Origin of the sequence: Sodalis glossinidius str. 'morsitans', assembly GCF_000010085.1 — a bacterium.
Taxonomy (GTDB): domain Bacteria; phylum Pseudomonadota; class Gammaproteobacteria; order Enterobacterales; family Enterobacteriaceae; genus Sodalis; species Sodalis glossinidius.
In genome coordinates this window covers 1,387,216-1,411,076 of the sequence record NC_007712.1, presented here as the reverse complement: position 1 = coordinate 1,411,076, position 23,861 = coordinate 1,387,216, and the positions used below count along the sequence as shown (strand labels likewise).

32 protein-coding genes are annotated in these 23,861 nt (G+C 57.2%); 1 reads left to right on the top strand and 31 read right to left on the bottom strand.

Annotated features, from left to right (window positions below; all coding sequences use genetic code 11):
- Positions 1–227 precede the first annotated feature (227 nt).
- Positions 228–1,055, top strand: coding sequence for a glucosamine-6-phosphate deaminase (gene nagB / locus SGP1_RS07420; RefSeq protein ID WP_011410695.1), 828 nt, complete (start codon positions 228–230; stop codon positions 1,053–1,055).
- Positions 1,056–1,070: 15 nt separating this feature from the next.
- Here nagB and SGP1_RS07415 read toward each other — a convergent pair whose 3' ends face one another.
- The 31 genes from SGP1_RS07415 to SGP1_RS07270 form a co-directional block, all read right to left on the bottom strand.
- Entirely contained in the window at positions 1,071–1,472 is a 402-nt protein-coding gene (locus SGP1_RS07415) for a tail fiber assembly protein (protein ID WP_041866745.1), read from the bottom strand.
- Positions 1,472–2,617: a hypothetical protein gene (locus SGP1_RS35610; RefSeq protein WP_011410694.1), complete on the bottom strand. Its 1,146-nt coding sequence runs from the start codon at positions 2,615–2,617 to the stop codon at positions 1,472–1,474. Before SGP1_RS35610 ends, SGP1_RS07415 begins: the two co-directional genes overlap by 1 nt.
- Positions 2,618–2,619: 2 nt before the next feature.
- Positions 2,620–3,198 (bottom strand): phage tail protein I, encoded by a 579-nt coding sequence (locus SGP1_RS07405; RefSeq protein WP_011410693.1) that lies wholly within the window; start codon positions 3,196–3,198, stop codon positions 2,620–2,622.
- Positions 3,191–4,294: a baseplate assembly protein gene (locus SGP1_RS07400; RefSeq protein ID WP_001569394.1), complete on the bottom strand. Its 1,104-nt coding sequence runs from the start codon at positions 4,292–4,294 to the stop codon at positions 3,191–3,193. Before SGP1_RS07400 ends, SGP1_RS07405 begins: the two co-directional genes overlap by 8 nt.
- Positions 4,285–4,632, bottom strand: coding sequence for a GPW/gp25 family protein (locus tag SGP1_RS07395; protein ID WP_000859115.1), 348 nt, complete (start codon positions 4,630–4,632; stop codon positions 4,285–4,287). The genes SGP1_RS07400 and SGP1_RS07395 overlap by 10 nt, the downstream gene beginning before the upstream one ends.
- Before the next feature lie 54 nt (positions 4,633–4,686).
- On the bottom strand, positions 4,687–5,199 hold the full coding sequence (locus SGP1_RS07390) for a phage baseplate assembly protein V (protein WP_000929399.1): 513 nt from the start codon (positions 5,197–5,199) through the stop codon (positions 4,687–4,689).
- Positions 5,199–6,368, bottom strand: a complete 1,170-nt coding sequence (locus SGP1_RS07385; protein ID WP_000808003.1) for a phage late control D family protein — start codon at positions 6,366–6,368, stop codon at positions 5,199–5,201. The genes SGP1_RS07390 and SGP1_RS07385 overlap by 1 nt, the downstream gene beginning before the upstream one ends.
- Positions 6,356–6,568 (bottom strand): tail protein X, encoded by a 213-nt coding sequence (locus SGP1_RS07380; protein ID WP_000478225.1) that lies wholly within the window; start codon positions 6,566–6,568, stop codon positions 6,356–6,358. Before SGP1_RS07380 ends, SGP1_RS07385 begins: the two co-directional genes overlap by 13 nt.
- Positions 6,568–7,452: a phage tail protein gene (locus tag SGP1_RS07375; protein ID WP_000458380.1), complete on the bottom strand. Its 885-nt coding sequence runs from the start codon at positions 7,450–7,452 to the stop codon at positions 6,568–6,570. The genes SGP1_RS07380 and SGP1_RS07375 overlap by 1 nt, the downstream gene beginning before the upstream one ends.
- Positions 7,452–9,917: a phage tail tape measure protein gene (locus SGP1_RS07370; RefSeq protein WP_011410691.1), complete on the bottom strand. Its 2,466-nt coding sequence runs from the start codon at positions 9,915–9,917 to the stop codon at positions 7,452–7,454. Before SGP1_RS07370 ends, SGP1_RS07375 begins: the two co-directional genes overlap by 1 nt.
- 92 nt (positions 9,918–10,009) lie before the next feature.
- A complete protein-coding gene (locus SGP1_RS29305) occupies positions 10,010–10,147 on the bottom strand; it encodes a GpE family phage tail protein (protein WP_001148841.1) in 138 nt (45 codons plus the stop codon).
- A complete protein-coding gene (locus SGP1_RS07365; RefSeq protein ID WP_011410690.1) occupies positions 10,113–10,427 on the bottom strand; it encodes a phage tail assembly protein in 315 nt (104 codons plus the stop codon). Before SGP1_RS07365 ends, SGP1_RS29305 begins: the two co-directional genes overlap by 35 nt.
- A 98-nt stretch (positions 10,428–10,525) precedes the next feature.
- Entirely contained in the window at positions 10,526–10,807 is a 282-nt protein-coding gene (locus tag SGP1_RS07360) for a hypothetical protein (RefSeq protein WP_000215406.1), read from the bottom strand.
- A 2-nt stretch (positions 10,808–10,809) separates the two neighbouring features.
- The gene (locus tag SGP1_RS07355) at positions 10,810–11,334 is read right to left on the bottom strand and encodes a phage major tail tube protein (protein ID WP_162837902.1); all 525 of its coding nucleotides are present in this window, start codon (positions 11,332–11,334) and stop codon (positions 10,810–10,812) included.
- Complete coding sequence (locus SGP1_RS07350; protein ID WP_000729861.1) at positions 11,331–12,758, bottom strand: phage tail sheath subtilisin-like domain-containing protein; 1,428 nt, start codon at positions 12,756–12,758, stop codon at positions 11,331–11,333. The genes SGP1_RS07355 and SGP1_RS07350 overlap by 4 nt, the downstream gene beginning before the upstream one ends.
- The gene (locus SGP1_RS07345; protein WP_000666495.1) at positions 12,748–12,999 is read right to left on the bottom strand and encodes a hypothetical protein; all 252 of its coding nucleotides are present in this window, start codon (positions 12,997–12,999) and stop codon (positions 12,748–12,750) included. Before SGP1_RS07345 ends, SGP1_RS07350 begins: the two co-directional genes overlap by 11 nt.
- Complete coding sequence (locus SGP1_RS07340) at positions 12,999–13,463, bottom strand: Gp37 family protein (RefSeq protein ID WP_001101809.1); 465 nt, start codon at positions 13,461–13,463, stop codon at positions 12,999–13,001. The genes SGP1_RS07345 and SGP1_RS07340 overlap by 1 nt, the downstream gene beginning before the upstream one ends.
- Positions 13,463–13,909: a gp436 family protein gene (locus SGP1_RS07335; protein WP_000271666.1), complete on the bottom strand. Its 447-nt coding sequence runs from the start codon at positions 13,907–13,909 to the stop codon at positions 13,463–13,465. Before SGP1_RS07335 ends, SGP1_RS07340 begins: the two co-directional genes overlap by 1 nt.
- Position 13,910: 1 nt before the next feature.
- Positions 13,911–14,267, bottom strand: a complete 357-nt coding sequence (locus SGP1_RS07330; RefSeq protein ID WP_011410689.1) for a DUF2190 family protein — start codon at positions 14,265–14,267, stop codon at positions 13,911–13,913.
- 10 nt (positions 14,268–14,277) lie between these two features.
- Positions 14,278–15,231 carry a hypothetical protein gene (locus tag SGP1_RS07325; RefSeq protein ID WP_011410688.1) on the bottom strand — a complete coding sequence of 318 codons (954 nt, stop codon included), beginning with the start codon at positions 15,229–15,231 and terminating at the stop codon, positions 14,278–14,280.
- A 13-nt stretch (positions 15,232–15,244) separates the two neighbouring features.
- A complete protein-coding gene (locus SGP1_RS07320; RefSeq protein ID WP_011410687.1) occupies positions 15,245–16,342 on the bottom strand; it encodes a hypothetical protein in 1,098 nt (365 codons plus the stop codon).
- 214 nt (positions 16,343–16,556) lie between these two features.
- Positions 16,557–17,015 carry a phage virion morphogenesis protein gene (locus SGP1_RS07315; protein ID WP_011410686.1) on the bottom strand — a complete coding sequence of 153 codons (459 nt, stop codon included), beginning with the start codon at positions 17,013–17,015 and terminating at the stop codon, positions 16,557–16,559.
- Between the two features lie 2 nt (positions 17,016–17,017).
- A complete protein-coding gene (locus SGP1_RS07310) occupies positions 17,018–17,839 on the bottom strand; it encodes a phage head morphogenesis protein (protein WP_011410685.1) in 822 nt (273 codons plus the stop codon).
- Positions 17,820–19,316: a DUF935 domain-containing protein gene (locus SGP1_RS07305; protein WP_011410684.1), complete on the bottom strand. Its 1,497-nt coding sequence runs from the start codon at positions 19,314–19,316 to the stop codon at positions 17,820–17,822. The genes SGP1_RS07310 and SGP1_RS07305 overlap by 20 nt, the downstream gene beginning before the upstream one ends.
- A complete protein-coding gene (locus tag SGP1_RS07300; protein WP_011410683.1) occupies positions 19,316–20,839 on the bottom strand; it encodes a hypothetical protein in 1,524 nt (507 codons plus the stop codon). Before SGP1_RS07300 ends, SGP1_RS07305 begins: the two co-directional genes overlap by 1 nt.
- Positions 20,836–21,381, bottom strand: a complete 546-nt coding sequence (locus SGP1_RS07295; RefSeq protein WP_011410682.1) for a DUF3486 family protein — start codon at positions 21,379–21,381, stop codon at positions 20,836–20,838. Before SGP1_RS07295 ends, SGP1_RS07300 begins: the two co-directional genes overlap by 4 nt.
- Positions 21,381–21,692, bottom strand: coding sequence for a hypothetical protein (locus SGP1_RS07290; RefSeq protein WP_006122433.1), 312 nt, complete (start codon positions 21,690–21,692; stop codon positions 21,381–21,383). The genes SGP1_RS07295 and SGP1_RS07290 overlap by 1 nt, the downstream gene beginning before the upstream one ends.
- Entirely contained in the window at positions 21,685–22,017 is a 333-nt protein-coding gene (locus SGP1_RS07285; RefSeq protein WP_000175096.1) for a hypothetical protein, read from the bottom strand. The genes SGP1_RS07290 and SGP1_RS07285 overlap by 8 nt, the downstream gene beginning before the upstream one ends.
- Positions 22,014–22,667 carry a hypothetical protein gene (locus SGP1_RS07280; protein WP_011410681.1) on the bottom strand — a complete coding sequence of 218 codons (654 nt, stop codon included), beginning with the start codon at positions 22,665–22,667 and terminating at the stop codon, positions 22,014–22,016. The genes SGP1_RS07285 and SGP1_RS07280 overlap by 4 nt, the downstream gene beginning before the upstream one ends.
- Positions 22,657–23,394: a transglycosylase SLT domain-containing protein gene (locus tag SGP1_RS07275; RefSeq protein ID WP_001569387.1), complete on the bottom strand. Its 738-nt coding sequence runs from the start codon at positions 23,392–23,394 to the stop codon at positions 22,657–22,659. The genes SGP1_RS07280 and SGP1_RS07275 overlap by 11 nt, the downstream gene beginning before the upstream one ends.
- A complete protein-coding gene (locus tag SGP1_RS07270; protein WP_000793140.1) occupies positions 23,394–23,744 on the bottom strand; it encodes a putative holin in 351 nt (116 codons plus the stop codon). The genes SGP1_RS07275 and SGP1_RS07270 overlap by 1 nt, the downstream gene beginning before the upstream one ends.
- Positions 23,745–23,861 lie beyond the last annotated feature (117 nt).

Here is a 23,861-nt window from a genome sequence, read left to right as displayed (position 1 = left end):
ATTTAATTCTCATCGCAAAATAATAACGGTTTTCTTAACAAAATTTCATCTTGAATCGCTCTATTTTGTGACTTACTCTAGTATTTAAGGCAAACTTATTTTGCAATAAAAAAAATCAACCCGCAGTTGCCCCTAAGGGGGGGACAACACGTCGGATTCCAGCGTGGACGCCCAGCGGTTATACTCCCCGGTCAAACACTGCACTGCAACATATTACGAGGACAAACATGAGACTGATTCCATTAAACACCGCCGCTCAGGTTGGTCAGTGGGCCGCCCGTCATATCGTCAACCGTATCAACGCCTTCACCCCCAGCGCCGACCGCCCGTTCATTCTCGGTCTGCCCACCGGCAGCACGCCGCTGGAAGCCTATAAAAGCCTGATTGAATTGCATAAAGCGGGCCAGGTCAGCTTTAAGCATGTGGTGACGTTCAACATGGATGAATATGTCGGCTTACCCGCCGAACATCCCGAAAGCTACCATTCATTCATGTTTAATAACTTTTTTAATTATATCGACATTCCACGGGAAAACATCAACCTCCTTAACGGCAATGCCCCGGATATTGATGCTGAATGTCGCCGTTATGAGGAGAAGATCAAATCTTACGGCAAAACTCACCTGTTCATGGGCGGTGTCGGCAACGACGGCCACATCGCTTTTAATGAACCGGGTTCATCTTTGGCCTCGCGCACCCGCATCAAAACCCTGACCCAGGATACCCGTCGGGCCAATTCACGCTTCTTTAACAATGATATCGAGCAGGTACCCCGCTACGCTCTGACGGTGGGCGTCGGTACGCTGCTTGACGCAGAAGAGGTGATGATTCTGGTGATAGGGCACAATAAGGCCCACGCACTGCAGGCGGCTGTAGAAGGTAATGTCAATCATATGTGGACCATCACTTGCCTACAGTTGCATGCTAAAGCCGTCATGGTGTGCGATGATGCGCCGCGCGATAAATGCGCCCATTTCCGTGAGATAAATGGTATCGCTGCGGCGTTTCAATATGTGCAAAAGAATTACAATATTAGTGTGTTCTACTTCCTATAAACATCCACCGTGAGATTAACTGGCCCTTTCAGCCGGAGGCGTAGGCCAATTCATCTCTGGCGCAGTGCTGGTATCAACAGCTTGTAATTTTTTAATATAGGTCAGCCAGAGTATCAAACTGGCTTTGTCTTCATCGGTGATAATGCCAAGAGCGAGTTCTGCTCTCCAGTAAGCAGTAACGTCATCAGCTTGCGCTAACAGCGCATTTCTATGCTGGTTAGCTTCTACTACCCATTGTTCGTGCGTCTTATCTGGTTCGGGAGGTGGGGTGAACTTTTTCCCATCATACGACCACCCTGGGCCTGTAGTTATGGCGTCAACATTCACACAAACAAATTCAGGGAACAGATCGCCTTTCCCATCCCACTCAACCACATTTTCCACAAAACCTTTCTTAACCAAAGCATATTTAGACATTATGCATACTCCCAGATGATAACAATGCCATCACCGCCAGAACCGCCGTTGTAGGTAGTATTTGCCATAAAAACGGTTGCACCGGAACCGCCAGCGCCCAATATAGCATTCCGACCTGCGCCACCTTGAGCACCCGCGCCGAAAGCGCCTCCGGAGAAGTGAGAATCCCCTCCTATACCACTAGAGGGTGTGCCAGACAAAATAAATGACGCACCTCCCGCGCCGCCTTTACCATTAATAATCGTTCCTCCCGATGCGGTTCCTCCGTCAGAACCTCTGGCGTGAACGTTTGATGTCATTCCTCCGCTACCAATGTTATTGGTGCCACCATTCCCACCTGCAGCTATGATCGTATTGTTAAAGCCACTAAATGATGATGTTCCCCCATTACCTGATGGAACACCTCCAGCCCCAACAACAATGGATGCTGTGCCTGATGTAATGGCGAAAAACGATAGCGCGTATGCCCCAGCCCCTCCCGATGTACCAAATGCCGATGTTGTTGTGTTCCCGGTAGCATTACCGCCTCCTCCACCAGCTCCTTGAACCTCAGCAATCGCGTACTTTGTTCCTTTGGTTGGTGTGTATGTCCCTGACGATTTAAACACCTTTGGCGAACCAATCAATCGACCCACATAGCTACCATCTCCTAAACCAAGGTTTTTGACAAAGAGCGCCGGGTCAGGAATATCTGCGCCGTGCTGGTCTTTGGCCAGCTTTTCCGCCAGCTTGTTCAACACCGTGGTCGCAAAATTCGGATCGTTGCCGAGGGCATCAGCCAGCTCTTTGAGCGTATCCAGCGTCTCAGGAGCGCTGCCAGCAAGCGCCGCAAGTGCTTTGGCCACAAACTCTGTCGTCGCCAGCTTCTTGCTGTTATCACTATTTGCAGGCGTAGGCGCTGTTGGCGTGCCGGTGAATGTCGGGCTGGCTTTCGGTGCGTACTGGGTATGCGGGTCTGCTGCCGCGATGTGTTTCGCAAGTTCAGAACCGCCTTTTTCAACCTGTTGCTTCAGGTACAGCGTGCGGCTGGCCAGTTGTTTACCCTGACGGTTAGAGATTCCGTCAGGCCCACCCAGAACGGGGTCAGAGACCTCAATCTGGTAGATGCCTTCTTCCCACTGCGGGGTTTCAGGTAGGTTTGCCATAATTAACTGCTCCCGTGGTTATAGCTGCCGTCATAGTTGACGGTGTTGTTGTAGCGAATGGCGACAGACTGATACTCCAGGCTTGCCAGATGGCAGCGGGCCGGAGCAAAAGCAGCGAGCGTCTGGCGTAACAGCGCCGCCTGAGCGTTAGTGATGGGCTGTTGAAGGATGACGCGATATACCGCCCAGGCTTCCGCATCGCCATGAACGAAAAGCCCGTTGTAAGTGTGTTTGCCGTCGTAGCCAATCTGGCCAGTGCCTTCAATCAGATCCACTTCGCCGAAGCCGAAACGGCGGATAATTTCCCTGATTGACCACGGCGTCCCTTTGTAGCGGTGCAGCTCGATAGCGGATTTGATAAGCATGCGGCGTACATCGTCAGATTCCGCCAGCTCCCAGCCATCGCCGAACAGTGAGAACTGCTCGCCCAGCCATGGCAGCGCGGAACTGTCGACAATATCGACGAGATAGACCATCAGTACGCTCAGGTCGATGTTATCCAGCCGCCCGGCGAGTCTTCCCAGCGTTCTGAGACTGATATCACCCTCAAGCGGTGGCGGGAGTTGTAGCGGCTCAGCCATCGGACACCCCGGTCATGTTAAGAGTGATCGCCGTACAGTTTGCCCATTCGTTTTCTGCCACTACCTTCAGCACTGGTGTCACCAGTTCGACCTGATACACTCCGGCAACGGACAGCACGCTGATAATCTGACTGGGGACAATATCGCGCCCCAGCGTGGCGGTACGGGACGCCACCCAGTTCTGTATGGCGCTGTTGGCGTTGTCCTTTATCGAGTTGGCATCCTGATCACGATAGATAGTGATGTTGGCTTCAATGGCGTAATCCACCTGCACAGGTGTTTTAGCCCGCACGGTGTCAGTGAGCGGCCTGACTTTTTCGTCCGAGCAGAAACTCTCTACCAGCGTAAGGATGCTGTCCTCCGGCAGGCCGGTACTGAGCAGCGGATACAGTTCTACGGTGCCGGGAACCGGGGAGAGCACAGCGACGTCGACGATGTTGGGATGGGCCTGCATGGCATGAAAGCGGTATGCCATACGGCTTCCGGCGTTGGTGAATGACTCCGGGGCCAGTTTGATACGCTCGCGGAGCCTGTCATTGTCTTCCTGCTCTGAACCGCCAGAACTTGCCATCAGATTGGTCACCTGCAGGTCGACGTTATCAATCTCATCGAGCAACTGACTGACCTGCGCAGGTTGCCAGCCATTGCCAGCGGCTCCCGGTTCGGTACAGGTGGCCGTGGCATTGACCAGAAGCAATCCGGCTTTCAGCACCACGTCCGTATCGGTGGCAAAAATAATGCTGTCGGAAGCGCTGACGCGGGTGCCTGCCGGAATCAGCACATCAATGGCCAGTGCCTCATCCACGGAGAACTGGAGAGTGGTGGTGGCAGGCTGCGCGGCAAGGCGGTAAACACCGACCAGTTCACCGAGGTAATCAATCATCGGCTCACGGGCAAAGGCGACCAGATTCTGTTTGGCCGCTTCCTGCGCCGCTACCCTGACCAGCATTTCGCGGTATGCCCACAGGTCAATCAACAGGCGCTCAGCCTGGGCGGGGTACAGCGTCTTGCCGGTTGCGGCTTCGTACTGAGCAATCATTTCAGCCGTGATTTTGTCGGCATCGCGTTCAATAAAATCGGGTTCTGTCAGCGCCATAAAAGCTCCTGAGTCCGGGGCTGTCCGTCAGAGCCTTTCCAGCTCACCCGGAGCGTAAGATGTTCACCGTCGACGGCGGGTTTAACCGACATAAGCTGGCAGCGAGGCTCCCAGCGCCGGATGGCATCAACGGACTCGCGCACCACATGTGGGATAGCCCGGTCGATGGGCCAGTCGATATAAAGATGCAGGTTGCTGCCGAACTCCGGGCGATGCGGGTCGCTGCCGCGAGGAGTTCGCAGGATGATTTGAATGGCCTGCCAGATATCATCCAGCCCCCGGACGATTTCGCCAGGGGCCTGCAGGGCCGGTTGCCAGAATACGGAAGTTGTTTTCATGGGGGCAGTATTGCCCCTGTGCGGGAACGCCGATATTAAAGGCGTTTAAGAAGGTCAGTGGGAGTGATGATTGGAGTTCTGGCCGTCAGAGAGCATGCTGCCTGTGGAGTGGGCATTGCCGTTGATTTCAAGGTTGCCGTTCACCGTGGTGGTGTCAGCGGTCAAATCAATGGTTTTCCCCTTCAGGCTGATACCTACCGCAACCTCGATTACTACGCGCTCGATACCACCTTTGACCGTCAGCGTATGGGTCGCGCGGTTATAGCTGAACTCTGCGCCATCCGCGTATTTCGTGCCCCGGACGTTTTTGTCGCTGAACGGTGGCTTATCGACGTCTGAATACACCGCGCCCAGAATGACACCATCCTCGCCGTTGGCATCGAGCAGCACCTCAACCTGCTCCCCCACGTCAGGTAGCCAGTAATCCTTGTTATCCTGGGTGTTGCGCTGCAGTACGTTAAGCCAGTTAGTGCGCAGGTTATCGCACTCAGGCAGACGAACGCGGGCCTGAACCTTGTCGGCATCGACGGCGCTGACCGTACCGACCTGACGGGTGACGCCTGCCATTATTTTTTCTCCTTTATTACCGTGGACGTGCTGCCGTCCGGTTTATAGACGGTCAGCGTCTGGGTTTTTCCGGTCTTTTTACCTTTCTTCGCTTTGCCCTGCGTAACCGGCCCTCGTGCCACTTCCAGTTCGGTGATGTAGCCGCTGTTACGGTCAAACGCATGGCGGGCAGTAGTTATCAGCCATGGCCCGGATAACTGACCAAAACCCACCAGTTCAATTTTGTTGCCTGCAGTCAACTGAGGCGTCCCCATCAGCGACAGCGAGCCGTTCTGCTGGTATTCGTTATGCCTGGCCAGCGCCGAATCTGCTTTAATCCGGGCGCTGTCCGGATCACTGACGCGGCTGTTGACCTTCAGTGAGTCGGCACTGGTGACCTTACCGCCTTTGGTTTGTTTGTCGCTTTCGCTGGTACCGCCATCAGCTTCGTAGACGATCAGCTTTTTATCGCTGCTCTTCTGGTGTTTTACCTTTGCGGATTTGTAGACGCGGTTGATGGTGTCACGCAGGGAAAAGCTGGCCACATCCTGTGGCTTCAACTGTTTTACCGGCTCCTGATCGCGCAGCGTGGCCAGATGAGAGAAAATCAGCTGGTCGCTGACCACTTTCACGGCATAACCATACTCGCTGGCCAGTCGACGCAGGAAGCCCACGTCCGTTTCAGCATACTGGGTCACCCGGTCAATTTTGATGGACTCAATACTGCCAACCAGCTTCAGCTGATGCTTTTTGGCAATCCGTCCGGCTATAGCCGCCAGCGTGGTGCTCTCGAAACCACGACTGGATTTTGTCCGCAGGGCGTTGTTGACCGACGTGGCCACGCCCCGGATAGCGACAACGGACGCGGGCGAACTCACCTCGATCTCGTCTATCGAGAACGTACCACAGGACAGCAGCTTCTCGCCCTGATAACCCATTTTCAGCGTCAGCGTGTCACCCTTGCCCGGATACCACTTATCCAGCCAGCGGCCATCGGTGTCGTCCAGCTCCACCTCAATGGTATCGGACTCGCTTTTGATGTTATCGCTGTAGGTTACGCGGGTGACATAGGGGGCGATATCGGTGGTGATGTTCTTCTGCAGATACCACAGCGTGAACACCGGACTCAGAACATCGCTGACGCCGGTTAACGCTGATGCGACCTGTGCAGTGCTGTTTATCTCAGCCATGGGGCAATATCCTCTTCTGTGGTGGCTTCTTCAGCCTCGATAACCGGGATCAGTAACAACAGCCCGGAGGGCAGCACCGGCGTAATGGCCACGTGCGGATTGGCGGCAATTATCCGGGGATAGCCCAGTGGGTCGCCGTAGTACTGCCATGCCAGAGAGTCCCAGCGCTCTCCGTCACGGGTAACATGTTCAAGAAACATCACACACTCCTCGCCAGAATTTTAGCTGCCATGGTGCTTAACCCCGGCGACATACGAGTGAAGGTGGTGCTGGCGGAGTTAAGCTGCCCGGAAACGGCATCCAGCGCTGCCGCGATATTGCTGCCGTCCACGCCGCTCAGCGAAGACTGTGCCTGTTGTACATACGTGGCCGCATCGCTGGTGGCTCTGGCCAGACTGATGGCATCAGGCATGGATTCAGAGAGCGCATTGAATGCCGGAACGCTCTGGCCTAACGCCCCGGACACGTTGCCCAGTCCGCTCATCAGCCCCGGCACGCGGGTCAGCGCGACGGCGGGGTTATCCTTCATTTTCTGCGCCACCCGAACGGCGCTGATGGTGGTCTGGAGAACAGACTGCGCCTGTTTGGCATAGTTGACGCCGTCGCGAACGTACTGCGCCACCCCGGAGGGAGAAGGTACGGCACCGGAGACCGCCCCGACGCCGGGAACCTGCGTGCGTATCGCAGGAGGCTGTAGCGGGTTCTTCGGGTCGCCGATGTACTCCCGGAGAGATGCGGTGGCATTGACGGCCAGCACGTTGCCTGTGCTGTCGGTCTGCTCGCTGGTCGCGGTCACGTCGGTAATCACAAACCAGCCGCGATAGTCACCGTTGCCGAAAACCAGTGCCAGCGCCTGATGGGCTTTCATGGCCGTTCTCAGTCTCGCCAGCTCCACGTCGGGCACACAATAATGCTGATGGAAGACCAGGCTTATCTGGATTTCGTCCAGCTTGTCGCCGACGAACTGCAGGCCGGGCTTACCCTCTATGCGGGCATGTTCCGCATAATCGACACCGAAAGTGGCCTCAAAGCCGTCCCAGTAGGTAATCAGTTCAAACTCAATATCACCCAGTACCGCAAACATTATTCGTACCCCCGACGTTGTTTCTGAGCCAGCAGACGCTCCAGCATTTTCTCCAGTTCATGCAGGCTCATATTCAGTGCGCCGGTCAGTCCGGCAGGCGCTGCGGTTTCTTTGCCATTGAGGAAAAACTGAGGATTAAAGCTGACCTGGATACCGCCAGATGTTCCGCCGCCAGTTGCAACTGCGCCACGACCTGAATATCCCGCTGCCATGATTTCCGGCGACGGGATACGGGGAACATCGGGAGTCATCTCTGTTGCCAGGCGTTGTCCGGCGAGCGCTGCCAGTGGTGTGGTACGCTGCAGGCCGATAGCGGCACCCTGCGCGATGTTGTCACCAAAGCCCATAAACACGCGGCTCGGCGAATGGATACCCAGCTTTTCCTTGAACCAGCCGCCGACACTGTCACCCATATCTGTGACGGTGGTTTTGAGCGACTCCCATTTGTTTTTGATGCCGTTTATCAGCCCGTCGATAAGATGGCCACCGAAGTCAGTGAACTTCGCGGGCAGATCAACGCCGAGATATTTCAGCGCAGCCGCAAAGGCTTTATAGAGCAGACCAACCGGCGACCAGTTAATCAGCAGCTTACCAATCCCCACGATACCGCCGTTAAAAGCCTCTTTAATGTCAGCCCAGCGCTGTTTGAACCAACTGCTGACAGCCCCCCAGTTACGATAAATAAGATAAGCCGCCGCCGCGACGGCGGTGATAGCAAGACCAATGGGATTCATCAGCAATGCCCGCCCAATCCAGAGAACGGCACGCCCGGCGATCATAATGCCGCGAACCAGCCCACCTGACAGCACACCACCCAGTGTTCTGGCTCCTCTGGCGACGGAGCTGAAGCCGGTCACCAGCCAGCGAAGTTTGCCGCCTTCACCCAGCGCGAGTGTCAGGCGAAGCCAGTTGGCCCGCAGGAGCACGGCATTTTTCCAGACGTTGACGAAAGGTGAAATAAGGAGATTCAGCCCGAGCTTGAGGCCGATGGTTGCCATCTTGAACGCAAGTAATGCGCCAATCACTTGAATTGTGCCGCTCACGAGTTGCGGATTAGCCGCAATCCATTTTCCAACGCTGTTCATTAAGGGGATGAATGTTTCCCCCAGCTGGATCAACGCCGGACGTAATGATTCTCCGATGCTAATGGCCGAGTCGTTAAACCCAATCTGCGTTCTGCGCCAACGTCCTTCGAGCGTATCATTTTGTTTCGCTGCATCCTTGTCCAGCGTAGACATTGCAGAGGGAGTGTTCATTTCCTGCTTGTTAGATTGGTACTTATCCCAGCCCTGACGCATAGACAGTAGATGGTTCACGGTCTGGATATCGGTAAAGACTTCCGCCAGTCCGAAGGACTCCATCAGCTTCTGCTGGCCTTCCTGATCGCCTCTTGAGCCTGCCGCCTTCCATTGCTGCACAAATGCCTTGCCTTTACCGTCGATAAACCGGTTGGCAATCATCAGGGAGGCTTCATATTGAGAGAACCCCTGGGCTACATAATTTTGCATTGATCCCTGGTAATCCACGCCAGCCTTAGCGTATTTCTGCGTGGTATCTCCGCGTCCCATTGCCGCCAGCCAGTTTGACATATTAGTGACGGCCTCTTCCGCTGAGCCGCTGCCTTTACCCACTTCCAGACTGGCTACGATCTGGGTTATGGCGTCTTTGCCGTAAATACCACGTGCAGCGAAGGCTTTGGCCATACCGGGTAACGCTTTCGCCATATCCTTCAGCTCAAACGAGCCTAGCTTGGCCCCGGTTGCCGCAATCCCAAACGCCTGCTCCAGCTCTTTGGCATCGGTAATTTTCAGCGCATCGCTAAAGGCGTAGGTCATTTTTGCGAGGTCAGTCATATCTGCTTTGGTGGCCGTGGCCGCTTTACCGAGCATCCCGGCAAAGGTCGCTGCCTGCTGCGGATTCATGCCATCGGCAACCAGTTGACCAACGCCGCTCAACAGAGATTCCTGGAGCTGATTGACCTGCAGGGATGCCCGACGAATGGCAGTACCGATGGCCTGTTCCTGCCTTGAATCCAGATCACCGGTGACACTGATATCGCGTAGCTGGGATTCAAACGATGAATATTGTTTGACAGAGGCCATGACCGGTGCGCCCAGCGTTCGGGCGATACCATAAGTCTCTGCTCCCTGGCCATAGAGCGCCATGCGGTTAGCTTTCAGCGCGTCACTGGTGGCTGATACTGCTGACAGACGGCGCTGCTGGCGTTCAATTTGCTCCATTGTGCGGCTTACCCGCAGCAGTTCGCTGTTGAGGCGCTGCATCCGGGAAGAGCCTAACTGGCCATAACGTTCAGTTGCACGAGTTAAGGCATTCTGGCGTTCCTGCAGGCGGCGCGATGTATCGCCCAGGGAATCTAGGGCGCGTCGGGTGCCACTGACGGCTGAGCGGAAGCTGCTCCCGACAATGCCGCCAATAATGACGCCGACTGAAAATTCACTGGCCACGGTTGTTATCCTCTGAAAGCGGAAAAACGGAAGGAAAATGTCTGAGAGCCATGCAGAACAGCCGCGAGGGGCGGCTGTTAAGTGATGAGTCGTTACTGATTGTCGCCGAACTCGCTTTTGATTTGCTCTTCAGCCTGCTCCAGCCACATCTCCAGATCGTCAGTATCGAGGGCATCAATCTCCCCCGGCTGAAATCTAAACCACCTCGCCAGCAGCCCCTGCGCCTGCATCAGCGTTTTCGTCGCTCTTGCCCAGCCCAGTGACTTGCTGAAATCGTTTCTGCAGCTCCATGTAATCGGTAAGATCCATGTTATCGAGGTCTTCGGGGAGAATACCGGTGCTACGGGCAATGAGCGGTTCGTCCCAGTCAGCCGGGTCTTTACTGATTTTGCGCACCTGCTTCAGGTCTTTGACCGTCAGGCGTTTCAGTTCAACCTGCTCAACTCTGGTGCCTGCTGCGGTGGTGAAGGGGTAAGACAGCTTAAAAGTATCGGATTGGGTCTGTGACATGATCGTGCTCCTGTGTAAGTTCAGAGCAGTATGTCTGGAGGTGGACGTGACGGATATTAAAGGGGATTAAGAAGAAAGGGGCCGAAGCCCCTGTGATATCAGTGAGTGCGAAAGCCTTTGCAGTTACGCAGGAAGGCGATAAGAAGCGCCTTTCCTTCAGATTTGCCGATGCCGGTGAACCAGTGGTCAGGTGGCTCCCATGCCTCAATCAGGTCAGCGAGCTTCCGTGCTTTAGAGCGGGTGCAGTCAATCGGGTCATTGGTTTTCTGGGTATTAAAAAGGTTTTCCACCCCCGGAATATCAAGGATGGTAAACCACGTACCATTTCCCATGCCAATCGAACCACAGTTCCCGCCTTTATCTTCAATCTCGACGGTCACCGTCAGCCCCCGATATTGATGCGGTAGTCAGTCAACTGGTCAACGCCGCCGACTCGGAAGATGTTGGCCAGATAGTCCAGCTCCAGCAGCTCTTCACCATCCAGTACCTGCTTGATGTACGTGCAGGTGAAGCTGCTAGAGAACTCGGCGTTCTCGTGCTGTTTGAACGTCCCCAGCGGGTTCTTCTTGAACATGATCGTCAGGAATGTGACCAGCGGGATTTCGTCAATCAGCCCCTGCGAACTGTAGCGCTGGACGCTGGAACGGCACTGCAGCGCCAGCGACTTATACGGGTTCGCAGCAGACAGCATCGCGTCGCGGTAAAAGCTGTTCCACTTGATCTCACCCTCCAGCTTGTCGAAGCCTGCCGGGAGTTCCACTTTGCCCACCATCCCCAGCGCCTTATGCTCCTGCATGGTCATGGAGACGTCCGGGAGTTTGACCTCCTCGGCCCGGCCCAGCAGGTTAGCGCCATCCAGGTAGATGTTGGCATTCGTGATGCGGTTGATCTCAATCTTTGCCATCAGCTATTCCCCTTCAGGGTTAACAGATATTCCGAGGTGATCTCGGTCTCAAACGTCAGTCGCTCCAGCGGTGGTGGTGGCGTGTATTTGTAGCTCAGCAACAGGTGACCGGCGGCAAGCTCCGTCTCTTCGTTGCGGGCCGGATCAAACCAGCAGCTGAAGCCCAGCAGCGCACCGTCGCCAATCAGCTTGCGACCGTAGGCGTTGACCGACTCCGTCAGCGCATCAATCAGCGCTTGGGTAATCGGCATGTCGATGTACTGCTGGCTGAAGTAACGCAGGGACTCGTTGATCACATCACCGGTACGGCGAACGTTCTCAAAGTTGCGCATATGGGTGACCGTTGGCCATGCCGCCATACGGTTGCCCCACAGACGCAGGCCGCTGCCGTAGCTGCTGAAGACCGTGGTGATGCCCTGTTCGTTGAGCAGGTTCACCTCGCTCTGCGGGTCGTCAATCATTGCCGACAGCTGGCGCTCCACGCCGGTGATACCCAGAATTTCCTGGTTGGAGGACGACCACCAGTAGCCCTTGTCCAGGTCGACTTTGGCACGCAGACCTGCAGCACGCTGGCTCAGCGGCTCCAGCCGTTCGCTGTTGGTGGCCGCGTCGTACACCTTGACGTGCGGGTAGCACAGACGGACGCGGTCGGAGCTGGTGTTGAAGTTAATGGTGCCTTCCGGGCCACGCCCCGCCAGAGCCTGCGCAAAAGTGGTACCAATCGGCGCGTCGATGTAGGTCACCGCGCCCAGCTTCTCAGCCATGGCGATAAGCTCAACCGAGACGCTGTTCTGGGTGCAGAAGACCGGGGCAATCAGTATTTTTGCGAAGTAGCCAAACAGGTTGAAGCTGTCGTTAAGCAGCTTCATGCCGGTACGGTTGCCCGCAGCGTTAACGGCACCGATGATATCAGCCGGGGTGACTTTAGTTGGATCAGCATAGTTATAGCTGGCCTTCACCGTTGCATCTGCGGCAATGCTCTTACCAAGGTTGGTAATCACTCCGGTCTGTGCATCAAGCGAGTAGTCCTGACCTTCCACATAAGGCTGGCCATCGCTGTCCGGTTTCAGTACCAGCTGCGCGACCACCGGATTAGCCAGCTGTGCCTTGCCCGTCGCCTTGTCGAACGTTACATCTTCATCGGCCACAGCGGTTTTATGCACAGCCGGATCAAGCACGTTAATGACCAGAACGGTGCCTGCCCCATGGTCGTAGATCGCATCCAGCGCCTGCGGAATGGTAAAACCGGTGAGCTGGCTGCCAAACGCCGCTGCATCTTTCTCAGACAGGCACTGCACCAGCGTATTGACGTCCCCCATCGGGGCGGTACCAATCAGGCCAATGACGGCAGACTTCACCGTTTTTACCGGGCGGGCACCGTTTTCCACCTCAATGGTTTCGACGCCATGCAGATAGTTAGCTGCCATGGGAGTCCTCCGTTTTCACATCGTTGTCGCCGGCGTTCCTGCGCTTTGGTGACTGCACAACCGGTGTGCTGGCGGGTTTAGTCTCTTCAGATACCGGTGTCAGATGCTTCAGCGCCACCAGTACCTTCACATAGTCATGCTCCTCCGGCAGGGAAACATTCTTCCCCGGCCAGAGCAGGATTTCGGTTCCGTCCGACAGCGTGACGCCGCTGGCCGGGCCGGAATAGCGGTATTCTTTCATCACTCGCTTTCCTCATAGTTCACTTCGGTTAACAGCGGGCCGGACGGTAAATCGCTGTCTTCGATAAAGACGCTTTCAGTGGCAAAGTCGAGGGCGTACTGCCACAGCCCCTTGACCTCACCGATAAACACCTCGCGGGTCAGCCAGATGCGACGGCGGCAGTTCGGCGGGGTGTAGCCACCGAGGATGCGACGGACTGCATCCAGAACGTCAATCGCGCCTCTTTTACCGTTGAGCTGGCGGAAAACTACCGTGACGCAGAGCTGGATAGTCTGAGTCTGGAGCACCGCACCGATATCATTCGGCTTATCGAAGCGCGACCCGGCATAGCTCACCAGCAGCGCCCCAACCGGATGATTCAGGCGATACTCAGCCGGTTTCTCCGGGAAGTACTCCACCTGCAGCTGCGGCAGCTTCTCCCGTAACCGGGTCAGTACTGCATCGAGGACGGGCAGAACGTTCATCAGTATTTCTCCAGTAAGCCATCGCGCCCGCCAAAGGTGGGGCGACGTGCCCGCGCCCGGATTTCACCGGACTCAGGCACGTCTTTTTGAGTGGACTGCAGCCCCAGCGTCAGCTTGTTGTCACGCAACCCCTCCAGCTGTCGCCGGGCCTCTTTGTGGTCATCCTTCACGGTATCCGGGACAGCCCCTTCCGGGCGGCGGGTGTAGAGCCGGTAACGCACCAGCGTGATGGCAATGTCCCGCAGAACGGTCGGTATCTCCGCCAGCGGCAGGGTATAGCGTCCGCGCAGATGGGCATCAATCAGTTCATCGGCATAGCGAATACAGCTGTCCACCACCTCAGTTTTCACCGTCGCGGGCGAGTCGAAGTCCAGCTCCTCATTGGTGAGCTGGATTAGCGTCCGCTCAGGAACCTGTTCAAGCAAATCCGCGAGGGTGCAGTACATATCACACCCCGCGCAGGATACGGATAACGTCACCTTCGGCCAGCGCCTCATCCAGCGCAATCCCGGCAGAAATGCCCGCCGGGGTCTCGCCCGATGCGGCTGTCTGGGGAACGGCGCAGGCATTCTCATCCGACTGGACGTTCTGCCCTTTAGCAATCGCAGCACCAGCCTCGACGGCAACAATACCCAGTACGTTGACCGGCGTTACATCACCGGCAGCAGCATCCACCTCTGCCACACCGAGCGCCACGGCTCCGGCCTTGCAGGGGGCGTTATCGGCCCCCACAAAACGCTGCTGAGAGAGGGCCGCAAGTGCGACGACAGTGGTGGTCAGAATGACCTGTTGAGTTGTACCCATGACCGTCTCCTTATTTCACAATGTTGGTGATGAGATACCCGGCATCGCCACCGACCACGGCGACTTTGTAGATATCGGTATAACGGCAGTACTTCACCTTGCCGCCGACGCCGTCGTATTTATCCGCCACCGGCATCCCTTTACGGCGCAGGGTGTAACCGAATGACGGCTCGTTTTCGTCGGCGCTGTCGGTGCCTGGCTGGGGTTTGCCGACGTAATGCAGCATCAGGTTGTCACCCCAGATATCGGTCGGGACTTTGTCCTTGTTCTGCGCGTCTTTCATGGAGGCCATGGAGACCGGCTCGCCGATCGCCACATCTTCCAGCTGGAAAAGGTCTTTCAGAATTTCGATGGTGATACGCTTGCGCTCGTTGGCTCCAATCGCGGCCTGAATCGCCGGGTGGAACTTCAGCAGCGACATGACGCTTGCCCCCATGGTCATCAGGTTCGGACGCAGGCCGGTGGCGTTACGTACCGCCTCAATCCCGCCTTCAATGACGCCAATCGGGTCACCCTTACCACCGCCCCAGCGGTCAGCCGCAGCCAGCGCTTTGACGTTAGCCGCGCGATAGACGTTTTTGTCCTGGGCCAGACGGGCCGCATACAGTTCGCGCTTCAGGTTGACGCCGCTCGTCACACGGCGAATGGCTTTGGCCTCTTCGTTGAACATCGACTCCGCCTGCTCGCGATAGTCCACCGGCGCAGCCAGATCGTGCTCGTTGAGAACCAGGTCCAGCTTGCCGGTTTTCTCGCGCACCAGAACGTTACTGTCAGCCCCCACGGCACGCTCGGTGTCGTACTCCACAAAAGCGGATTTACCGAAGGTCGGCACGGTCACACCTTCCTTATCGGTAAGGACAATGGGGAAGATGCGTTCGCCGATGAACGCGGCATTTTTATAACCGCGTGCGATGCTGGTCAGCACCGGGTCAACGACGCGCTTACCCTTTAAATAGTCAGACATGTTCTCTCCTTAATTACAGGCAGCGGGAGACAGCAGCGTCGTAGCTGATGCCTTCTTTTTTCGACAGTTCCAGCGCTTTCTGATGCAGCGCCAGACGTTCCGGGTCGGCTTCAGCAAACTCCGCTGACGTCGTTTTGATATCCGTGCTCACGCGGTCTTTGGTCGCATGCTCACTGAAATTCAGTACCGGATCAGTGCTGTCCAGCAGCGTCTTAAACGCCGTGGCCAGCGGGGTGCGGGTATCGCCTTCGGCAAACTCAACCGGCTTGTCACCTGCAGAGACCGCGTCAAGAATGGCAACAACAACCGGTTTTGCTGCCGGGGTCAGGCGACCCGCGCCGACCAGCTTCTCGGCAAAGGAGACGTTGTCCGCGTGCAGCTTGTCCTGCCTGGTCTTTGCTTCCTGTTCCGCCCGCTGGGTGGCTTCCGCTTTCAGACGCGTGTTTTCCGCCTGAAGCGCTTTGATTTCTTCTTCAGTCATGGTGCTGTTCTCTTGTTGAGGGTTGGGATTGTGTTCACTGAAGTCCGGTTCAGACTTCCCGGTGTCGCGGTAAGCCTCTTCGCGCAGGGAGTCAACCTGCCATGAAGGAAGCACCTTGTCGGTCTCGTCCAGCCCGAACTGGGCGATCAGAAAATCGCGCAGACGGCCCCATAAAGAGGCATTGGTGATATCACTCCAGTCGGCAAACTCCACGACGCCTTCTTCTTTCTCACCAAACGAGACCTGCTTCAGCCCCTTAATGGAAGGTGGCTGCGCCCCCAGAAAGCCGACATGACGCAGGTAAAGCGTGCCGGGCTTCGGGTTGTTCGGTGAGTCAGGGAGATAGAATGAGGCGGAGACCTTCTTGAAGCGTCCGTTGCCCACCAGTTCGGCAAACTGCGGGTCGAGCTGGTCAGGCTCTGCCAGCAGATCGCCGCCTTTGAGCGACAGGGATTTCACCCAGCCCCACGCCGGGTCTTCCGTTTTGGGGTGGCCAATAACGAGTGGTGCTTCATGGACGGACGGGTCATAGGCTTTCACGCAGGCGGCAAGATCGCTTTGCGTGAACGGCAGTTTCGTGCCGTGCATATCGGTATGAGTACCGGCTTTAAAAATGTGAATGGCTGGCATTTTGCTGTCCCGCGTTACGTTGTCGGGGACAGTCTGTGGAAAAAGCATCAGCAGCGCTTTTAATCTGCTTTAGAAAAAATCGGGGGTATCAGTACGGGGAATGTCACGCTGCGGGCGAATAGTGGTGCAAAGCGGGGGCTGTAAAGCCTTTATAAAGGTAATACAGCCCCTCAGCGGCTGGCAATGATAAATCACCCGCCTGTAGAGACAAAACTCAGCGACGGGCCGCTGCTTCAAGATGGCGGACAATCGTATCGAGGATGGGGACAACCACTTCAGGCTGCAGCTCACCGTCCCCTGTCAGCGGCAGGAACGGACGGGCCGGAAGTTCGACGGACTCATTACGCCCCGTTTTACCACCGAACTGGTGAATTGGCCCATAAACGACATTAGTGCCAACTGCTGCCTGCCGGTCGTCATGGTCGGTTGATACTGACCCCATCAGACGCCCGGTATCCTGCAGTGTTTGCCCGTCGCGCTTTTCCGCTGCCAGCGAGGGAGTCCACCCCGGACGCCCCTCATCGAGAAAGTTAAACTGCGTTTCCGCCAGCAGGGTTCCGGCGATTTTACGCATCGCGGGTTCCAGGTCTGTGGCAGCCAGGTCCAGCGCACGGAGGCTCCGGCGCAGGGATTCATCGTTAATGGTGATATTGACCAGGTTATCGGAAGCCATCGTTATCCTCTCAGTTCCTGCTGTGCCAGCGGCTGAAGCGTACCCTGATAGCGGGCAAGGTCGGGACGGTATGCTGCCCCCGGCGCGTAAGACCAGCCGACGTCGGTGGCCACCTTCGTGGTGCCGGTATTGAAGGTGGCGACGTTCTGCATCTCGCCTGTTTTCTCTGAGACCAGCTTCAGCTCCCATCCCATGGTTGTGCCAGAATCTGACACCTTGAGGCCACGGGCACGCACATCCGCCGCGCTCAGGGCTATGACGCCACAACGGCAGCGCCAGCCGTTCGGCGGGTAGAACGCCTGCCAGAACGGGTCATCATAGCGTAGCACCAGACCATGCAGCGCCAGATGGCTCTTACGGGTATGGCTGTCGTTGATGCCGGTATACATCCAGTACGGCCTGTCGTCGACGTTCTCCATCTGCTCCGCCCAGCGACCGGCACTGTAGAGTACGGACATATTGGTACGAAAGATGGTGTCGAGCCGCCACGGGCTGCCCTGCTGGATGGTGACCGGCTCGCCCGTTACCGGGTCTGTGGTGTCACGTGGCCCCCACCATCCCTTGCGCTGCAGCTCCGGCTCCAGCTGCTGGCGGAACCAGCGGTCAGTCTTGCCCTCATCCAGTGCCTGCTGCAGGGCGCTCCTGATATCTTCCAGGATATCAAGGCGGGTCACTTTGGCGACGGTAAAGGCGCGGGCATGGGCATCCTGCCACATTTCCTCCCAGTCCCACGTGAAGCTATACCCTTTGGACTTCAGGTAACTGATAGCCCGTTTTGGGGGCAGCGTCATGCAGTACGCCAGTTCAGCCGTTGTCACGCTCATGCAGACGCCCCCAGACAGTTGCAACAAACATGATACGGGCCAGCCGTTCCTGCAGGTCATCCGCATTCATCTGCGGGTACAGTTCAGCCAGCGCCCCCAGTAGCTCAGACGGGTTAACGCCATCTTTCACCTGGTTAAAGAGCGGCTCCAGCACCGGCGCAAGTACGCCGTTTAAGGTGCCACCGTTCATCAGAATATCCAGCGAATCATCGAGGTCCTGCTGGGCCTGTATATCGGCATCAATCGCCTCGGCGAACGACAGCGGCAGCGCGTTCTTCTGGCGCTCTGACGGTGGTGTCTCGTCAATATCGCCGTCCTGCAGCTGGTACTCACGCTTAAAGTATTGCGGGGTGAAGACCACACCGGCGCGGCTGAGTTTCTCGTCACGGGTCGCCTGGGTATCATCGACCGTTCCCTGTTCCCACATCTTCCAGACGGGGCTGGCCACATCGCCAAAGTTCATCGATACCGCCATCCTGATGGCCTGATTCACCGCGCTTTCCACGATATCAGCGTCAGCGTCACGGATATCATCGGTGACCTCCAGTCCGGCCTGCGCGGAGGCGCGGTTACTGTTGGCCTCGGTGGTCTGGTTCTGCCCCAGCAGAGCGATGGAGATTTCACTGCGGGCAAGCGTGATCAGGTTCTGATAAATATCGCTGCTGTCGGCCTTGCCTGCGGCCTCCTTAATTTCAATGGAGGAATCGTCAGGGATAGCGGCCACCGCGTCTTCCACCATTGCCTCCATGGAGTCCAGCAGCAGGTCGATCTCACCCTGGGCCGTCCCGCGCGGATGCTTGCCGATAACCCACGGTGAGCCGTACTTCTCGGCAAAGCGCACCCAGAATTTCATGCCGCCTTTTTTGAATGTCACGGGCCAGAAGCACATAGACAGGTCAGGGAAGCCATACGGGTTGTCGTAGGTCGCATCCTGACGCGGTACCACGAACTTGTTCAGCGGTACCGGCTCGCCTTCCAGCCCGGCGTCTTTGGCGCGAAAGCGCAGCAGGTTGTCATTGTCAAACTGGAACCACTCTGGTGGCTTACCCACGATATCGGCGATGGCCCAGGATTTAACAGAACGCCCCCACATGATCTCACAGGGCTGATACCCGTAGAGAACGGCGTCGGTCATCTCGCCGATGATGCGTGACAAATCCAGATCGTCGAGCATATCCCGGATGAAGCTGAATACCCGCGCCGGGGCATGACCGCGCTCAAGACCACGCTCCAGCGACTTGACCGCCGCCTTCCGCCTGCGGATGCAGCCACCAACCAGCGGGTCGGTACGCAGTTCACGATAGATACGGATATCCCGGCCCTGAGATTTCAGAATGGGGTCAGGGTTAGGCAGGTACATTCCCAGCCCGAAGAAGTCGATGGAGCGGCTGCGCGAGGCGATCTGCTCCGTCAGCGTTTTATTGGGTTCGGCAAAAGAGACAAACTCATTGGCTGAAACCCAGAGTCCACGGGCCATCAGTAATCCTCCAGCATACGGGCCGCCTGACGACGACGGCGTGAGCTTGCCTTCACCGGCCCTTTGTTAATTTCACGGCTGGCGAAGTACGCCAGCGCCAGTGCGATGGCTGAATCCCCGTGACGCTTGCCACTGTCAGACTTCGCTTTTGAGCGCTGTTCCGGCACGCGGGGAACGCCGTTTACCACCTGAACGGCCCGCAGGTCGTCCAGCGTGTCTTCATCCTTCGGTAAATCCACCAGGTTGCCATCTTCCAGCGCAGCCTTGACCGGCGGCATATGCTCGCGATACCAGTTTTCGGTAGGCATCACCTGCTTGACCCGGCTGGAGCCGTAGCGCTGCATGGCGTATTCGGCGAGATAAGAGCCGTTACCACGGGCATCGAGCGCCGCGCCCATCAGGTTTGGCAGGCCGTCCATCAGATACCACGCAATTTGCTCCTGCTGTTTGAACGGCACGTTGCGCAGCTCCAGCACGAACGGTACGCGACGTACCAGGTTCTTCTCCTGCAACAGGGGATAGTCCACCGACAGGTCACCGCTGCGGCCAAAGTCGCGCCCCAGGAAAGAACGTGCGTCAGCAGGCAGAGCTTCCAGCAATGGTTTGAGGTGTTCGTCCAGCCAGTCCTGCGTCTCGCTCCAGCGGACGTCGTCGGGCTTCAGCTCGTAGCCCTCCGGGCAGGTCAGGCGCAGCACCGGCGTATCGGGTGACATGCGGGACTCAATCAGGGCGCGGGACAGCCAGGCGCCGCCTCCGTTGGCCGGAACGCAGTCAAGCTCCTCGGATGCACCGGCACCGTAGAATTTGTACACCGATGCCATCCACGCCTGCTCGGACGCTTGCGACCATTCTTTCCCGGTACGCAGGCAGACGCGGTGGAACAGTCCCTCCGCCACGGCCTCCTGGAAAGTAATGCGGTGTACGCTACCCTCCTGACGTCCGGCCCGAATATCACCGATAAGCGTATTGAACGGGTTATCGTCACCGTCATGGGTGGAGATAACGCGCACCTTGCCACCCCAGATAAGCATCGCCAGCGCCGCCTTCAGCAGCTCGTCCAGTTGCTCATGGAACGCCGCTTCGTCGATAACGATGATGCCCTGACGGCCACGCAGGTTCGACGGTCGACTGGAGAGCGCGACAACGCGGAAACCGGAGTCGGGAAACTTGATGGTATAGGTCTTGATGTGCTTGTCGTCTTCGTCCTCTTCCCAGAAACCTTCTTCGATTTCACTGGCAGCATAGTTGAATGCCCGCGCCCACATCGCACAGGCCTGGATATATTCGACGGTCATGTCCTGGTTATAGGCGATGTAATACACGTTCATCCCGCCCGCAGGTGCTGAAGAGGCTGCGGTCAGCACATCATCGGACGCTTCAGCCCAGGTGATACCGGTACGGCGGCTCTTCTCAATCACCTTAAGCGGAGAGGTGTCAGCCACCCAGCGCTGCTGGTAGGGCATCAGAACGGCGGGGATATCCAGCGCCGAGGTATCAGGCAAAACGGGAGCAAGCTGGCTCATGTGGCAATCCCCAGAATTTCACGTCGCAGTGCCTGCACCGCATCGGTTGACAGTCCACCCTTACGGGCAATTTTCTCGGCGTTGCTGGCTGCCTGCTGCGCTCTGGCCCGGACTTCGGACTGGAACTTCTTGAGGTTGACGGACGCGCGGGACAGCGTGGCCACGTTCTTCGCCACCTTCGACAGCAGCGCCACGCGCTCTTTGGGGTCGACTTCGCCTTCTTCCGCTTCCTGCAGCTGGACAATACTCTCGAACAGCTCGGTCTGAATCAGGGCGATCACCGCCTCCGAACGCGCATCCTGATCGTCAGCAGCTCCCTCGGTCAGCATGCGGGCCGCTTCGGTAGCCGCACGGATAGCGCCATAGCGGCGCTCAATCTTCTGTCCATAGCGATGGATAGCCGATTTGCTGATGACGTAACCCTGCTCACGCAGCAGGGACTCCAGCTCGTTATACCCGCTGAAGCCGGATTCAGTCAGCGCCCGCTCAAGCCAGCGACGCACATCTTCCGGCAGCTTTTCTATCGTGCTGCGTCTGGCCATTATTCACTCCAGTACTTTTCCGGGCGGGCGATGCCGGGGCCGCATTCCACGGTGTATTCCACCAGGTCGACGCCGAGGCGGGTCAGGTCGGCAAACCAGTCGCCGGAGGGTTTTTTCTCCAGATCTACCATCTTGCGGTCGGCCAGATAATCCAGCTCACGGCGCAGCTCCAGCGGCGTGGTGTCCGGGTAGATGGCGCGGGATACATCCAGCAGCAGCGTCTCGCTGGCGGTATACGGGCGGGTTTTGTTCAGAGCAACCAGCAGACTCCAGCGCAGGGATTCCCGGCGCACGCGGGCGATATCAACCATGGTGACCTCCTGTATGACGGTACTGCTGTACCACTTCCAGTTTGTTGTAGAGTGCGTCCAGCTTGGCCTCGATGACCGTCTGGCCACGGATGTAATCCTCGCGGCGGACGTAGTTCAGCGGTAAATCCGCCTTAAACCGCATAAATTCTTTTTCCAGCTCGCCCCAGTTGGAGGCGGACTGTTGCAGCGACTGCTCAAGGGAGGCGAACCGCGCCGCCTGACGCTCCTCCGCTTTACTGAACAGCCACTTGGCCATACCGCCGACAAAGCTCATGAAGGTGATGAGAAAGCCCACCACCGTCCAGAATTCAACCTGCAACGTCATTTCTGTAATCCTTCCCGTTCGTCCAGCAGCCCGTTTATCTGGCCGCGCCAGATGCGACACTGCTTCGCGTTGTCGATGATGTTGGCGAGGACGTCACGCTGGGAGACGCCTGAGTCGCGTAGCCAGGCGTCAGCGGCTGCAGGTTGCCCGGACGCTGCGCGAGTGCCGGTGCCAGCGGCGGCAGTTGCGTCTGAATGACCGGCGTCGACGGATGCGTTGTCATATCCGAGCGCGGCGTTGTACTGGCGCACGAAACCGCGAGTAAACACGCACTCAATGGGATGGCTCTTACCTTTTTCATCAATCCAGCGCTGTGTGACATCGTTAATTTGCCCCTGTAGTTGTTTGTTCTGGCTCTCAAGCTGAGCAATCTGCTCAAGGTAACTGGCTTCAGCCTGCTGCCCGGCGGCTACCTGTTCCTGATACCGTTTCGCCCAAGCCCGCAACGCAGCGTTCTCAAGCGTTGCCTGCTCCGTTTTGTACGTGTCGAATGCTGACTGCAACTCACTGACCGCCTTATCGCCGTCGCGCGTGGCGTTTTCATGCCCGCTTTTGTAGCCCAGGTAATAAAGCCCAATCAGAAAAGCATTTATGACCACCGCCAGCAGCAGACTGCGCCACGGCAGATTTTTTAGCAGGTTAGTCCACACAGCTGCCGCCTCCCCAGGTGAGATAACGCGGGGCCAGTTCGTGCAGGATGCGCTGCGGATAATGACGGTTCTCCCGCCAGTTGGCAGTGCTGCGTCCGGCATTCACCGTGGCGACATGACCAAACCAGCGGGTGCTGTCCAGCCCCTGCTGCGAGGCCAGCCGTTTGTCCCGCTGTACCCAGCCCAGACCACCGTTATAGCCTGACAGCGTCATGGCCATACGCTCGCAGTCATTGACGGCGCTGACGCGTTGCCACAGCCAGCGGTCATAGCTGACCAGCGCCCGGATGGCCCAAGACGGATTAAACGGTTCACGGCTGTTAAGCCCCGGCATCAGCTGACTTATCCAGTCAGCGGTGGTGGGCATAAACTGCGCCAGTCCCTGAGCGCCAACCGGCGAGACCGCATCAGGTCGCCAGCCGCTTTCCTGATGCAGCTGCGCGGCGAAGTCGGCCACCGGCGCAGACATTCCCCATTCAAGCCGGGCATTACGGATCACATCGTCGCGATACTGCAGTGCGGTCTGCGGTGGCTGGGCAGCGCGGGCCTGACTGAAGAAGCCGCCACACCAGAGCAGCCAGGCTACCGTTACTGAACCAAAGAGCTGCCACCAGAAACTGTGCTTACCCGTTCGGGCCTGCCCGTAGCGGGCCAGTTCGATGCCCAGCCCCAGCAGTACCAGCACGGCCCAGACAACCTGAGGCCAGTACATATAGAGGGTCATCATTAAAGCCCCATCGCTACGGCCAGACAGACTGCAGCAACAATCAGCGCACGGCGGATTAGCGCAGCAGAAAAGACCAGGTGAAGGCCAGTCTGGACAGGGAAGCGACCATCAGCCATCAGCCTGTCATCATGCTTCAGGTACTGACCGGGACGGGCTTTGGGGAAAAGCGAACGGTCAAGCCAGTAGCCCAATACTGCCGCCAGCGTGATGAGTGATAGCTTGTAGACAACCACCGGCAGCTGCTGGGGCGATACCAGACCGATGGTGCCGAGCAGCAGCACAGCGGTCAGCAGCCAGCCGCTGAGACGTGGCTTTTTAACAGGGGGAATGAATTTTTTCAGGTTTTTCATGAGCGTCTCCTTGTGTAGTGGAGACAGCATCACAAATGGTCGGGGAAAGGGATTTTAAACAGCGTTAATAGTGAGGATGCAGACGTGAACCGCATGATGGCTTTGAAAGAACGACCA